11 protein-coding genes and 1 tRNA gene are annotated in these 14,541 nt (G+C 40.4%); 7 read left to right on the top strand and 5 right to left on the bottom strand.

Going from position 1 to position 14,541, the window contains the following annotated elements; genetic code table 11:
- Window positions 1–303 precede the first annotated feature (303 nt).
- Window positions 304–1,614 (top strand): acetyl-CoA C-acyltransferase FadI, encoded by a 1,311-nt coding sequence (fadI, locus tag HWV01_RS15325; protein ID WP_211672366.1) that lies wholly within the window; start codon window positions 304–306, stop codon window positions 1,612–1,614.
- Window positions 1,614–3,746 (top strand): fatty acid oxidation complex subunit alpha FadJ, encoded by a 2,133-nt coding sequence (fadJ, locus tag HWV01_RS15320; RefSeq protein ID WP_211672365.1) that lies wholly within the window; start codon window positions 1,614–1,616, stop codon window positions 3,744–3,746. Before fadI ends, fadJ begins: the two co-directional genes overlap by 1 nt.
- Before the next feature lie 94 nt (window positions 3,747–3,840).
- On the opposite strand, the gene HWV01_RS15315 is transcribed toward fadJ, so the two are convergent.
- The 4 genes from HWV01_RS15315 to nrdD form a co-directional block, all read right to left on the bottom strand.
- Window positions 3,841–4,287 (bottom strand): GspH/FimT family pseudopilin, encoded by a 447-nt coding sequence (locus tag HWV01_RS15315; RefSeq protein WP_211672364.1) that lies wholly within the window; start codon window positions 4,285–4,287, stop codon window positions 3,841–3,843.
- 126 nt (window positions 4,288–4,413) lie between these two features.
- Window positions 4,414–6,411, bottom strand: coding sequence for an SDR family oxidoreductase (locus tag HWV01_RS15310; RefSeq protein ID WP_211672363.1), 1,998 nt, complete (start codon window positions 6,409–6,411; stop codon window positions 4,414–4,416).
- A gap of 836 nt (window positions 6,412–7,247) precedes the next feature.
- Entirely contained in the window at window positions 7,248–7,763 is a 516-nt protein-coding gene (gene nrdG / locus HWV01_RS15305) for an anaerobic ribonucleoside-triphosphate reductase-activating protein (protein ID WP_211672362.1), read from the bottom strand.
- 94 nt (window positions 7,764–7,857) lie between these two features.
- Window positions 7,858–10,038 carry an anaerobic ribonucleoside-triphosphate reductase gene (gene nrdD, locus HWV01_RS15300; protein WP_211672361.1) on the bottom strand — a complete coding sequence of 727 codons (2,181 nt, stop codon included), beginning with the start codon at window positions 10,036–10,038 and terminating at the stop codon, window positions 7,858–7,860.
- Between the two features lie 262 nt (window positions 10,039–10,300).
- Here nrdD and HWV01_RS15295 point away from each other — a divergent pair.
- From HWV01_RS15295 to HWV01_RS15275, 5 genes are all read left to right on the top strand, one after another.
- Window positions 10,301–10,391, top strand: a tRNA-Ser gene (locus HWV01_RS15295).
- Window positions 10,392–10,527: 136 nt separating this feature from the next.
- Window positions 10,528–11,043 (top strand): TlpA disulfide reductase family protein, encoded by a 516-nt coding sequence (locus HWV01_RS15290; protein ID WP_211672360.1) that lies wholly within the window; start codon window positions 10,528–10,530, stop codon window positions 11,041–11,043.
- A gap of 41 nt (window positions 11,044–11,084) precedes the next feature.
- Window positions 11,085–11,297, top strand: coding sequence for a DUF4266 domain-containing protein (locus HWV01_RS15285; RefSeq protein WP_067044798.1), 213 nt, complete (start codon window positions 11,085–11,087; stop codon window positions 11,295–11,297).
- Window positions 11,288–12,556, top strand: coding sequence for a DUF3570 domain-containing protein (locus HWV01_RS15280; RefSeq protein WP_211672359.1), 1,269 nt, complete (start codon window positions 11,288–11,290; stop codon window positions 12,554–12,556). Before HWV01_RS15285 ends, HWV01_RS15280 begins: the two co-directional genes overlap by 10 nt.
- 36 nt (window positions 12,557–12,592) lie before the next feature.
- Window positions 12,593–13,537 (top strand): FAD:protein FMN transferase, encoded by a 945-nt coding sequence (locus HWV01_RS15275; protein ID WP_249185340.1) that lies wholly within the window; start codon window positions 12,593–12,595, stop codon window positions 13,535–13,537.
- On the opposite strand, the gene HWV01_RS15270 is transcribed toward HWV01_RS15275, so the two are convergent.
- Window positions 13,534–14,490, bottom strand: coding sequence for a D-2-hydroxyacid dehydrogenase (locus HWV01_RS15270; RefSeq protein ID WP_211672358.1), 957 nt, complete (start codon window positions 14,488–14,490; stop codon window positions 13,534–13,536). The genes HWV01_RS15275 and HWV01_RS15270 overlap by 4 nt on opposite strands.
- Between the last annotated feature and the right edge of the window lie 51 nt (window positions 14,491–14,541).

Genomic DNA, 14,541 nt, shown 5'->3' with positions numbered 1-14,541 from the left:
TTACCGACAATGCATTGACTGTAAAAGTTCAAAAATAAATAAAAATGTTTTTACAGAACTTTACTGGTAATGACTATTTTATAGTGCGGATGGTGAGTAATATATCTACAGATATTTTGTCTTTAGGTTGATATGACTACTATTTAGCATTATTTTTTCACACAATATTTTCTTTTGGATCACATATCTAAGATGAAAGACTCAATTTTCAAACTAATGTTTGAATATTGTGACCAAAAGGTTAATATTGACTTAATTTTATGAGGTCTGACCTCTTTTTACTTAACGGAATGAGGATAAGTGATGGCTAAACCACAAAGCCTAACCACCCGCAACGGCGATCGTATCGCGGTGGTCACTGGATTACGTACCCCGTTTGCTAAACAAGCAACAGCGTTTCATGGGGTTCCAGCATTAGATTTAGGCAAAATGGTTGTTAATGAGATGCTTACTCGTAACGACATTGACCCTAAAATTGTTCAGCAAGTTGTATTTGGACAAGTTGTTCAAATGCCTGAAGCGCCAAACATTGCGCGTGAAATCGTATTAGGCACTGGCATGGACATCGGCACCGATGCATACAGTGTATCACGTGCATGTGCGACAAGTTTCCAAGCTATTTCAAATGTTACCGAGTCTATCATGGCTGGTTCGATTGATTGTGGTGTTGCTGGTGGTGCTGATTCATCTTCAGTAGTGCCAATTGGCGTATCTAAAAAGCTTGCTCATCAGTTAATTAACTTAAGCAAAGCAAAAACGACTAGCGATAAATTAAAAATTGCGCGTCAACTAAGCTTGAAAGATTTACTGCCTGTCGCACCTGCGGTTGCAGAGTACAGTACGGGTTTGACTATGGGTCAGACAGCAGAACAAATGGCTAAGTCTTATAACATCTCGCGTCAAGCGCAGGATGAACTTGCTCATCGTTCTCACTCTCTCGCTGCTAAAGCTTGGGAAGAAGGTAAGTTAAAAGATGAAGTTATGACGGCTTATCCTGAGCCGATGAAGTCATTTATTTCTGAAGATAACAACATTCGTAAAAATTCAACAGTTGAAGGTTACGCGAAACTACGTCCTGCATTTGACCGTAAACACGGTACTGTAACTGCTGCAACAAGTACGCCACTAACAGATGGTGCTGCTGCGGTACTATTAATGAGTGAAAGCCGCGCGAAAGAACTTGGCCTAGAAGTACTCGGTTATATTCGCAGTTATGCTTATGCTGCAGTGCCTGCTGATGTTGATGGTCTAATTGGTCCATCATATGCGATACCTGAAGCGTTAGACCGTGCAGGTATTAAATTTGACGACTTAGCGCTATTTGATATGCATGAAGCATTTGCCGCACAGACATTAGCAAACCTAAAATGCCTAGAGTCAGATACGTTTGCACAGGAAAAATTAGGTCGTCCAGAGCGCGTTGCTAATATTGATGAAAGTAAGTTCAACGTACTGGGTGGTTCACTTGCATATGGTCACCCATTTGCAGCGACTGGCGCACGTATGATCACGCAAACATTGCATGAATTGAAACGTCGTGGTGGTGGTCTAGGGTTAACGGCGGCGTGTGCTGCTGGTGGTCTAGGTGTAGCAATGATTGTGGAGAGTGCGTAATGAGTCAGCAAGATAAAACATTTTCACTTGAGATCCGTGAAGATAAGATTGGCGTTCTAACAATGGACGTACCCGGCGAAACGATGAACACTTTACGTGCAGAGTTCGCTGATGAGATTTCTGATTTGATGAAAGAGATTAAATCAAATTCAGATCTACAAGGTCTAGTACTGATCAGTGGCAAGAAAGACAGCTTTGTTGCTGGTGCTGACGTGACTATGATTGATGCGTGTGAAACGGCTGCAGATGCAGAGCTGTTATCACTTGAAGGCCACCGTGTTATGGGTGAACTGGAATCATTAAATATTCCTGTTGTTGCAGCTATTCACGGCCCTTGTTTGGGTGGTGGTTTAGAACTTGCTCTTGCTTGTCATATTCGTGTTTGTACAGAAAGTACAAAGACAGTATTAGGTGTACCTGAAGTGATGCTAGGTCTATTACCTGGTAGTGGTGGTACACAGCGTCTACCACGTCTAATCGGTGTGGCTAAGTCTCTTGATTTGATGTTAACAGGTAAACAAGTACGTGGTAAACAAGCGCTTAAAATGGGGCTTGTTGATGATGTAGTGCCTGAAACAGTACTTCTTGAAGTGGCTGTTAAGTTAGCGAAAAAAGGTAAGATCCAACGTAAACTTAAACGTGATCTAACTAGCAAGCTACTAGAAACAAACAAAATTGGTCGTAACATCATGTTCGATCAAGCTAAAAAACAAACGCTTTCTAAAACCCGTGGTAACTATCCTGCACCAGAAGCAATTCTAGAAGTGGTTAAAGTTGGTCAAGAAAAAGGTTTTGAAGCAGGTTTAAAACTTGAAGCAAAACGTTTTGCAGAGCTTGCAATGACATCTGAATCAGCATCACTGCGTGGCATTTTCTTTGCGACAACAGAGATGAAGAAAGAAGATGGTGTTGAAGGCGTTGCGCCGAAGAAAGTGAAAAAAGCAATCGTACTTGGTGGCGGCTTAATGGGTGGCGGTATCGCTAACGTTACTGCAACGAAAGCGAAAGTGCCTGTGCGTATTAAAGATATTGCACCACAAGGTCTGCTTAACGCACAAAAATACACGTATGACATTCTAAACAAGAAAGTTAAACGTCGCTTTATGTCGAAAGCTGACATGCAAAGTCAACTGGCTATGATCACAGGTACAACTGAGTACACTGGTGTGAAGAGCGCTGACATTGTTGTTGAAGCTGTGTTTGAAGATCTTAAATTGAAGCACCAAATGGTGGCGGATATTGAAGCTAACTGTAACGAAAATACTATTTTCGCATCAAACACATCTTCTTTGCCTATTACTCAGATTGCTTCTGAAGCGAAGCGCCCTGAAAATGTAATTGGTCTGCATTACTTCAGCCCTGTGGACAAAATGCCACTTGCTGAGATCATTACGCATGAAGGTACGTCTGATCAAACTATCTCAACAACGGTTGAATTTGCGCGTAAGCAAGGCAAAACACCTATCGTTGTTAAAGATGGTGCTGGTTTTTATGTAAACCGTATTCTTGCACCTTACATGAACGAAGCTGCACGTATCATCTTAGAACAAGAGCCTATCGAAGTTGTTGATAAAGCACTTGTTGATTTTGGTTTCCCAGTTGGACCTGTAACACTTCTTGATGAAGTTGGTATCGATGTTGGTGCTAAGATTGGTCCAATCTTAACGAAAGAGCTGGGTAGCCGTTTTGAAGCACCTGCAGCGTTCGATAAGCTACTGGCTGATGATCGAAAAGGTCGTAAGAACGAGAAAGGCTTCTACCTATACGGTAAGAAAGCGAAGAAAGGTAAGAAGCAAGTTGATGAATCAATCTACAAGCTATTTAATCTGAAGCCTGAAGCTACGATGGATCCGAAAGCACTTGCAGAACGTGCAGTATTATTAATGCTGAACGAAGCGGCACGTTGTCTTGATGAAGGTATCCTACGTAGTGCGCGTGATGGTGACATAGGTGCAATCTTCGGTATCGGTTTCCCTCCTTTCTTAGGCGGTCCATTCAATTATATGGATTCAATCGGTATTGCTGAGCTTGTTGACAAGCTAGAACGTCATCAAGATAAATACGGTGAGCGTTTTGCACCGTGTGAATCGCTTATAGCAATGGCAAAAGAAGATAAAAAATTCTATAACTAATTGCGTTATGCATTAGCTTATGAAATTTAAAAGCGGCGTTAGATGTAAATCTAACGCCGCTTTTTTGTTTTAAGTACACTCATTTAATACAAGATTAATGACTATCACCAGTTATTGGATTAACAGTCGTATCACCATTAGCACTGATCGTAATATTAATACCTTTACCACCGGGATTGTAACTAATCGTATTATCTGCCGTGATAGTACCGTTAGCACGAAAGATAATGACAGAGGTAAGACCTGTAACAGATAAGTTTGAATCACTGCCGGCATCTATCGTTGTTCTATTAACTATTTCAGCTGTGCTCGTTGCTAGGGTAAGAACATTATCTGCAGCTGTCATATACAAAGGACGGTTATGCGCAATTGCGGTATTTTTAGCATAACTAAGCGCGCTATTAATCAATGTGGTCGCGTCGTCTATACGGCTTTGTTGTATGGTGTTTTGGTAACTGGGAACGCCAATGCCAATGAGTATGGCAAAGATAGCGATTGTGATCATTAATTCGATGAGTGTGAAACCCAATGATTTTTTCATTCTTACACATCCTTGTTAAAGAAAACAATAGATTAACATGATAACAAGGATCAAAAAAGGGACCACTTTTAGTATATAGTGGTCCCTTTACATTATCTTATTAGAGTCTGTTTATGACAGGTTCGATTACCAATGCACACCGCGCATGATAGCTGCAAATGCAACTTGCTCGGTACTTGCTTGTGTCGGTTTATCTTTGTCTTCTTCTTTGCCCTTCGCAGCAGCAGAATCATTAAACATACGGTAGCCGGTGTTCATGATTATCTCACTTACTTTAGGGAACAGTGAGTAAAGTACTTCAGACATAATACCGACTTTCGTTGCGATGCGTTTAGGCTTACGAATAATTGCTTGAGCAATTAAATCAGCCGCTTCTGACGGTGCAAGTGTTGGTACATTGTCATATACTTTTGTTGGACCAATCATAGGTGTACGTACTAACGGCATATTAATCGTCGTCATGTTTACGTTACGGTCAGAGAACTCTGATGCGGCACAGCGCGTAAAGGCATCAAGTGCTGCTTTTGATGCAACATAAGCAGAGAAACGCGGCGCATTTGTTAACACACCAATTGAAGATATGTTAATTACATGCCCTTGTTTACGTTCTAACATGCTAGGCGAGAAGCCCATGATTAAACGAATTGAGCCAAAGTAGTTTAACTGCATCGTTCTTTCGTAATCGTGGAAACGGTCAAATGATAAATCAATTGAACGACGGATTGAGCGACCTGCGTTATTGATTAATACATCAACAAATTTATGTTCAGCAAGCACTGACTTAACTAATTCATCACATGATTCCATGTTTGAAATATCACATGAATAGATGTGTGCTTCACCACCAAGTTCTTGGATTTGCGCCTGTGTTGCTTCTAGTTTTGTGACATCACGTGCGACAAGGATTAATTTAGCGCCTGTTGGTGCGAGTTTTAATGCCGTTGCCTCACCAATACCAGAACTTGCACCTGTGATGACAATTGTTTTACCACTCACATTACCTTTCAGGGTCATGTCATTGACTAGGTCATCATTTAGGTTACGTTCCCAATAATCCCATACCGCAGGTGCGTATGCGTCTAAGCGAGGCACTTTGATATTAGAACCTTCTAGAGCACGTGCTGTTTCACGGTCATCGAAGCTTGTAGGGTAGTTTAGGAAGTTCAATACGTCTTTTGGAATACCAAGGTCATTTAATACCCCTTCAGTAAGCTGTTTTACTGCTGGTAAATGGGTGATTGCTTGACGAACTGAAGCCGGTAAGAAATTAGCGATTCTAGAATCAATTCGGAATGCCGTTTTTGGTGCGTTACCCGCTGTTGCGAAGATATTAAGTACTTCACCCACTTTAAATGGTTTTGGATCTACAAGGTGGAAGCAGTTACTGTGCACTTCTTCCTTGTGACTAATGTAGTCAATTGCATCTGCAACATAGTCGACAGGGACAATGTTCAGACGACGCCCTTCAACCCCGATCATTGGCATCCATGTTGGAATTGTCTCACGGATCTTTTTCAATAGTTTGAAGAAATAGTATGGACCATCTACTTTATCGATTTCACCTGTTTTAGAGTGACCAACAACCATACCTGGACGATAAATACGGAAAGGAATTGAACATTCATCACGAACTACTTTTTCAGAAACATGTTTGGTGCGAAGATACGGATTATCCATATTTTCAGCTTCTTCAAACATATCTTCGTAGAAAGTACCGTTGAACAAACCAGCTGCAGCAATAGAACTTACATGATGAAAGCTTTTTGCCTTAATATTAACAGATGCTTCAACAGCGTTGCGTGTACCTACAACATTTGCAGTTTCTTGTGATTCGGCATCGGCCTTCATGTCGTAGATTGCAGCAAGGTGGTAAACATTATCAATTTGGTCTGTGTGCTCTGCTAACCATTGCTCATCAATCCCTAAATTCGCTTTAGTGATATCACCAGTAACCATTTTGATACGACTTTTAACACTTTTATGCACTCGATCCTTTAATGCATTGAACTTGTGTTCTGAGCCTTGGCGAGTTAATACATAAACTAACGCATCTTCTCTCTCTACTAGACGTTCAATTAAGAATCGACCAATAAATCCTGTACCACCGGTAACTAAGTATTTCATTCCATTATCCTCAATTAAACTGTGTTTGCTTTTTGTTAAATAAAAATGACTTTTCGATTTTATAACAATGAGCGTGTATCACTTATGTAGTAGTAATATCATCGATTTGAAAATAAATGTCAATGATGTCCCCTTAACGTAACTGGATATTTAGCTTTTCTAACAACAGCTTGTCAGTATTTTATGACGCATTGTTAGGTTTTCGTGTTGGTAAGTTCTGTTAACTAAATATTAACGTTTAGTGTAAAAGCTCTGTTTTTTCAATCGTAATTTTGATTCATTTTTACAACGTAAAAGTTTACTTTCTTACGTGTTATTGACAAGTATTGACGTGTAAAATTAAAAACAATGCTTATTTTGGATGGTATATTCTAAATATTATTGCTAGCTATTATTTGGTGGTGGGGTATTAGCGTAAATCTAATTTCGAAAGGTGAAGAAAAGTGTTGTTTATTAATGCATTACCGTAATTTTCATCTTTTGTATTAATTTATAGGTAGATTGGCGAATCTTCGAACTAATACTTTTGTGTTAGATTTTATGAAAATTAACAGTTTACAACCTACATTATTGATGATTTTGGTGTGATATAAGTCAAAAAAAATTAATTTCAGATGACTTATTTTGGTAAGGTGTTTTGACCTTTAAATAGATATTACTAATTAAGTAATATCGTTTAGTATGACTTTAGTATTAGAATATTTATTCCATAGTTCACATCTATCTCAAAAGTATTAAATTCTGAATTTAACCTTTTTACAATTTATAATTTTAAAATAGCAACTTTGGTGTTGATAGCGGTGTCATCTTGGCGTCATTGATTTAATCATAGTCAATTAATCTTGGGGTTCGGCGATAGAGTATTCAAACTCACCAATTTTCTCACTTTTACTGATCGCGATAATGCGTTGATTTCGGCTACCTCGAAACTTTAATGCCGGATCGATTTGTTGTTGTTCGAATTTACCATCGATAAGGTAATCAATATAATGAACGACGGCCTTTTGTTGTGCAGTTAATTGCTCGATCGTGTAACCAGTCCATAGCCATATATCTTTCCCAACACATTCTCTTTTAACCCTTTTTACAAGTTTTAACACAGCGTTTAAGTTTGCTGGATAGAGGGGATCACCACCGCTTAAGCTTAATCCTCGACGGCGTATTCGTGTATCATTCAAATCATTAATTATCTTGTCTTCTATCTTTTGGTCGAATGGGGAACCATTGCGTGGAGACCAGGTCGATTGGTTATAGCAGCCTTTGCATTGGTGTTCACAACCACTGACAAATAAGGAGACCCTTGTACCTGGGCCATTGATGACATCAAGGTCAAAATATTGAGAGTAGTGCATCTTTACTCCTTAAACGCTAGCCAATAGCAATTGGCTAGCTAGTTAATTAATCTGAATATGGTTTTTTATAAATGTGTTGTAAAAATTGAATGATTTATAAATGTTTAACGCGGCGTTTTACTTCTTCCTGTTTACCTTCATTAAAAGGACGCGCATCTGGACTGCCTAAATAACCACATACGCGACGGGTAACGGATACCTTTGCAATATCGTTATTGCCGCATTTAGGGCAGGTGAACCCTTTACTGGTACAATTAAACTCACCGGTATAATCACACTCGTAACATTCATCAATAGGTGTATTAGTACCGTAATAAGGAACACGTGAATAGCTGTAATCCCAAACGTTTTCTAATGCCTCAATGTTGTGCTGCATATTCGGGTATTCACCGTAGCAGATAAAACCACCGCTACTAATAGCGGGATAGGGCATCTCGAAATCAATTTTGTCGTATGGATTCACTTGCTTCTCAACATCTAAGTGGAAGCTGTTGGTGTAATACCCCTTATCTGTCACATCCGTGATATCACCAAAGGTGATTTTGTCTAATTTAGCAAAGCGACTACACAGATTTTCACTCGGTGTTGCATATAAACTAAATGCATAACCAGTTTCAGCAGTCCACAGCTCTGTAATAGCTTTCATATAGGTAAGCATGGCAATGGCTTTTTGTTGCAATGTTTTACTATCAAAAGGGTGTGTTTGATTGCCAAATAGTGCATTGATTGCTTCGTGTAAACCTATGTAGCCTAGAGAAATAGATGCACGACCATGTTTGAAAATTTCTAATACGTCATCATCTTCTTGCAGACGAACACCACAAGCACCTTCCATGTACAAGATTGGCGCAACACGCGCTTTGACACCTTTAAGGCGAGAGATACGAGTTTCCAGCGCACGTTTACACAGGATTAAGCGTTCGTCGAGTAATTGATAGAATCGCGATTCATCACCGTTTGCTTGAATGGCGATACGCGGTAAATTAAGACTGACAACACCTAAGTTATTACGGCCTTCATGTACTAATTCACCTTGCTCTTCATAGTTTCCTAAGAAACTACGGCAACCCATAGGGGTTTTAAATGACCCCGTAACTTTTACTACTTGGTCGTAATTTAAAATATCTGGATACATACGTTTACTTGCACATTCAAGCGCAAGCTGCTTAATATCGTAGTTTGCATCGGCGGATTTATAGTTTAAACCATCTTTGATCGCAAAGACCAGTTTTGGAAAAACAGCGGTTTTATGATTCTTACCTAAACCCGCAATACGGTTTTTAAGAATTGATTGCTGAATTAGACGTGCTTCCCAAGTCGACCCTAAACCAAAACCAAAGGTAACAAAGGGAGTTTGGCCATTAGCAGTGTGTAAGGTATTAACTTCATATTCCAACGATTGGAACGCATCGAAACATTCTTTTTCTGTGCGTGAACGTGCAAACTTCTCTTTATTCGGGATATCCCATTCTTCTGCTAATAAGGTGTTTTTATTAAAACTTGCGGTGACATATGGCGCTAAGATCTCATCAATACGGTTTATTGTGGTGCCACCATAAATATGGCTAGCCACTTGTGCAATTATCTGTGCGGTGACTGCCGTTGCCGTAGTAATGGATTTAGGTGTTTCAATCTCAGCGTTACCCATTTTAAAACCATGCGTTAACATGCCATCAAGGTCGATCAGCATACAGTTAAACATTGGGAAAAAAGGGGCGTAATCAAGATCATGATAATGAATATCACCAGACTCATGCGCATGGACAATATCGCGTGGTAAGATATGCTGCTTGGCATAATGTTTCGCGACAATACCCGCCAGTAAATCGCGCTGAGTAGGGATCACTTTGCTATCTTTATTGGCATTTTCATTAAGCAGTGATTCGTTACTTTGTTCAATAAGCCCTTTGATCTCATTGGTCAGAATGCTTTGCGTTTCACGGGCAATATCGCGCTGATGACGATACTCGATATAAGCGCGGGCAATGAGTTTGTTGCTTTCTTGCATCAACACATCTTCAACGGTGTTTTGAATCGTATGGATTTCGATTGCATGTTCACTGGATACATCTTGTTGGATCAGTATTTGATGAACCTTATTCGCCATTTCAGCCGCATAATGACGACTTTCTTGTTGCACTGATTTAGCCGCTGCGAAAATGGCGTTTTGTATGCATTGAATGTTAAAAGGTACACGACAACCCTCTCGCTTAATGACAAATAAATCCACAAAATACTCCTTCAGTTTAAAATGTATATTATAGTGTGACACCATATGTAGGTGTTATTTAAGTAAGTGACACAACATATAGTGTATTAGGCTTGAAATTTATTGTTGCTGCATTGATTTTGATCAACAATTATCACGCCAAAATATTGGATTGGTGAGGGATGTATTCTTGATCAATAAATAGCACTATTGTGCTTGTAAGTTTATTTTTGAACGATATTTAAACGTAAAGTAAGCAGCGAAGTGCTTATGATGAATAAAGCTTTACAACTTCAAGTGCTTGCTCTAATATTCGCTCCATTGCTGCGGAGGGGTGGCAGAGTGGCCGAATGCACTGGTCTTGAAAACCAGCAGGGGTTAATAGCTCCTCGAGAGTTCAAATCTCTCCTCCTCCGCCATCCATTCAAGAGAGCGCTAATTGATTTCATCGGTTAGCGTTTTTTTATATCCCATTTTCGACATTTTTTTCACTAATCCTCTGCAAACTTCATTACTATAGCCGCACACTTACTCATCTTCTTGGGATCTAAGCTTATGAATCCATGTATCTATAATCGAATCCGTTCTTTTTTTATTGTCGTATCTGTTGTTACTAGTTTACTTTTTTCCACGACCATTTTTGCTGAGAACAAGGTTAGCCAAGCGCCGACATTTGTATTACCTGGTATCGATAATACCCAAGTGAACCTTGAAGACTACCGCGGAAAGGTAGTATTAGTTGATTTTTGGGCATCCTGGTGTACGCCCTGTATTCGTTCATTTCCGTGGATGGAAGAAATGGTTGAAAAGTACGGTGAAAAAGGCTTTGTAGTGATTGCGATTAATATGGATCAAGAATCTATTTTAGCGACCAAATTTTTGCAACGTTATCCAAACAAATTAACTATCGCATTTGATCCGCAAGGTGTTGTCGCTGAACAGTATGAAATAATGGGATTGCCTAATTCGTTTATACTTAATAAGAAGGGCGAAATTGTGTATAAGCATATCGGCTTTAGATTGGCGGAGTTGGATAAATACGAAACTGAGATCTTGTCGCTATTACCTTAGACCTAGCTGTTACTGGAGTTAATTAGTTGTGGGGATGCCTTATGAGACGGATTTTATTATTGGCTAGTGTATTGAGTTTAACTGCGTGTTCATCACTCGGCGTTACACCTTGGGAACGAGACTTGTTAGCGAAACCAGAAATGCAGCTTGCAGATAACCCGATGGAAATAGGGTTTGACGACCACACTTATTTTAGTAAAGAAGGCTCTAGCGGTGGCGGTAATTTTGCTGGTGGGGGCTGTGGATGCAACTAAAAAGCAAAGGTAAAACCTTTACCAATATCTCGATAACACTCGCGGCGGCCACCTGTGTACTTGCTGAGCCAGTGACAGCTCAGCCGTCAGAATTCGATAGTTGGGATGTTGATGCTGGTCTGTTAATTTATGCTGAGAGTGATAGTCAGGTACAAGCCTATGAGGGGGCACTTTCTCTCACTAAGAAAATCGATGACGAGCGCAGTATTAATTTTAAAGGCATTATTGATGTACTTACTGGCGCTTCACCTAATGGCGCGGTTACACAAAATAAAGCGCAAACATTTACCCGTCCGTCAGGTAATGGCAGTTATATTACGGCTGCAAGCGATACACCGATTGATGATACTTTTCATGATACGCGTGTTGCACTGAGTACCCAATACCAACAGCAGTTAAGTCGCCTTTGGTTGTATTCTGGCGGAGCATACCTGTCTAAAGAATATGATTACCTTGCCTTGTCGATCAATAGTGCGCTGGCGCGTGATTTTAATAATCGTAATACCACTGCATCTCTCGGTTTTTCTTATGCCTACGATACTATTGAACCAGAAGGCGGCATCCCAGATCCAGGTGTTTCGGTTGATGATCCTAACAACCGTTTAACGGACTCTGATACCAAGCAAACCCTTGATTTTCTATTTGGTTTAACGCAAGTGATTGATCGTCAAACATTGATGCAATTAAACTATTCGATTAGTGATGTGAATGGTTATCAAACTGACCCCTTTAAAATCTTGTCGGTGGTTGACAGTAATGGGTGGGCGAATGATTATGTTTATGAAAATCGCCCCGATCAGCGCACTAAGCAAAGTTTATTTTGGCGTACTAAATACAATATACAGCCATCTGGCCAAGTGCTTGATGTTAGTTATCGTTATTTTTGGGATGACTGGGGAATAACCTCACATACCATTGACAGTAAATGGCGAGTTCAACTTTCAAACCAACATTTTATTGAGCCACATCTCCGTTATTATTGCCAACAAGCGGCCGATTTTTATCGTGTCTATCTTGATGAAGGCCAGCCAGCTCCGGAATATATGACTGCTGATTATCGCTTGGGTGAGTTACAAACTTATACTGTCGGGCTTAAATACGGTTTACCTATTGCGGGTAATGAGTTCAGTGTGCGGCTTGAATATTATCTTACTCAGGTATCGGGTGATGATTCGTTGGCGCAAGGAGCTGGTATGGCGGGATTAGATATTTATCCAGATAAAAGCGCCATCATGCTGCAGAGCTTCTATCGTTTTTAATACCGTTTTTAATGTTTATATGAGCAGGTATAAGGTTTGAAAAAAGACGATCTATTAAACAAAGGCAGCGCTTTACAGCAAGGCGATACTTCAAAAAAAGCCTTTACCTTAAAACGAAAAGCAGGTTATTGGCTCGGTGAATTCACCGTCATGGCCAGTCCTTGTCAGATCTTATTAGATCACCTCGATGAAGCTCAAGCGGACAACCTTACTGCGCAAGCATATGCAGAAGCAAAGCGCATTGAACTAAAATACAGTCGTTTTCGTGATGACAATATTATTGCCCGCCTTAATAGCTCTGCTGATGAAACTATCTCGGTAGATGAAGAAACGACACGGCTTATTAATTTAGCTGATTTATGTTTTCAACTCAGCGATGGTTTATTTGATATCAGCTCTGGTGTATTGGGTAAACTCTGGCACTTTAAACAGCAAACTCAACTGCCCAGTGACGCAGGTATTAAAGCGCTGCTACCCAACATAGGTTGGCAAAAAGCAAGTTGGCACGCACCGTTATTACGTTTACCAAAAGGTATGCAAATCGACCTGGGTGGTATTGGTAAAGAATACGCGGTCGATAAAGTTGCTCGGCTATTGCAGCAACAAACCGATAACGCATTTTTGGTTAACTTTGGGGGGGATATTTATACCAATCAATTACGCAGTAATGGTGAAGCTTGGCAAGTCGCGATTGAAGATCCACAGCATCTTGGTGAAAGTAAGCTTATGGTTAGCTTAGTCCAAGGAGGCCTTGCAAGTAGTGGTAATAGTCAGCGCTATATTGAAGTCGATGGTCAACGTTATGGTCATATCCTCAACCCTAAGACTGGCTATCCTATTACTAGTGGCCCTGCGCAAGTGACTGTCTATGCCCAAAACTGTGTGCAAGCGGGCATGCTGGCAACCATTGCGTTATTACAAGGTGAGTCTGCTGAAGACTTCTTGAAAGCGCAAGATTGCCGTTATTGGTTGTCTGACTAACTACACTGGTTTTGTGGCGTTCCTGCAATAAAAGCATTTATATTGGCAATAAGCTGGTTGGATAATGTCTGAATAGCAGAATCCGATCCCCAAGCGACATGCGGCGTTAATATAAGATTAGGCAGATGTGCATTAGCGATTAAGGGGTTACTGGTATCAGCAGGCTCTTGGGTAAATACATCAACACCTGCGCCAGCAATTTGTTGACTATATAATGCCTCCACTAACGCCTCCTCATCAACCAGACCACCACGTCCCGCGTTAATCAAAACGCTCGTACTCTTCATTAGCTTAAATTCGTCACTGCCGATGATATTGTGCGTTTGCTCTGCAAGTGGGCAATGCAGTGTCAGTACATCCGCTTGTTGTAAGACGAATTCAAATGGGCTGTAGCCTTCACGACACTCATTCGCACCTTTACGCTCAGCAAAAAGTACCGTCATGCCGACTGCTTTGGCCAACGCTGCAACAGCATTACCGAGACTACCTTTACCAATAATACCTATCGTAGAGCCCGCTATATCGGAAATGGGATGGCTAAAGAAGCAGAATTGTTTTTGCTGCTGCCAAACACCGGCTTGAATATCTTGATGGTAACCGACAAGATTTCGTTTTAGTGCAAACATCATGGCTAATACATGTTCAGGTACGGAGTTGGTGGCATAGCCTTGGATGTTACTGACGGTGATGTTGTGCTGACGACAATAATCTAAATCAATGTTGTTGGTGCCAGTCGCCGCTACGGCAATCATTTTTAATTGTGGGCACTGACTTAATACCTGCGTATTTAAAATGACTTTATTAGTAATGACAATGCTTGCATTTTGCAGCCGTTCAATCACTTGCTCCGATGTTGTTGTCGCATACTCATGCCATTGGCAATCAACATCAGGTTTAGGGATCGTAATGTGTTCTGGGATCGTAGAGCGGTCGAGAAAGACAATAGTATCCATGTAAACAAGTCCAATTTGATAGTTAAGATTGATAGTTAAGATTGATAGTTA

Origin of the sequence: Moritella sp. 5 (genome assembly GCF_018219455.1) — a bacterium.
GTDB lineage: Bacteria > Pseudomonadota > Gammaproteobacteria > Enterobacterales > Moritellaceae > Moritella.
This window is presented reverse-complemented; position numbering and strand designations above follow the sequence as displayed.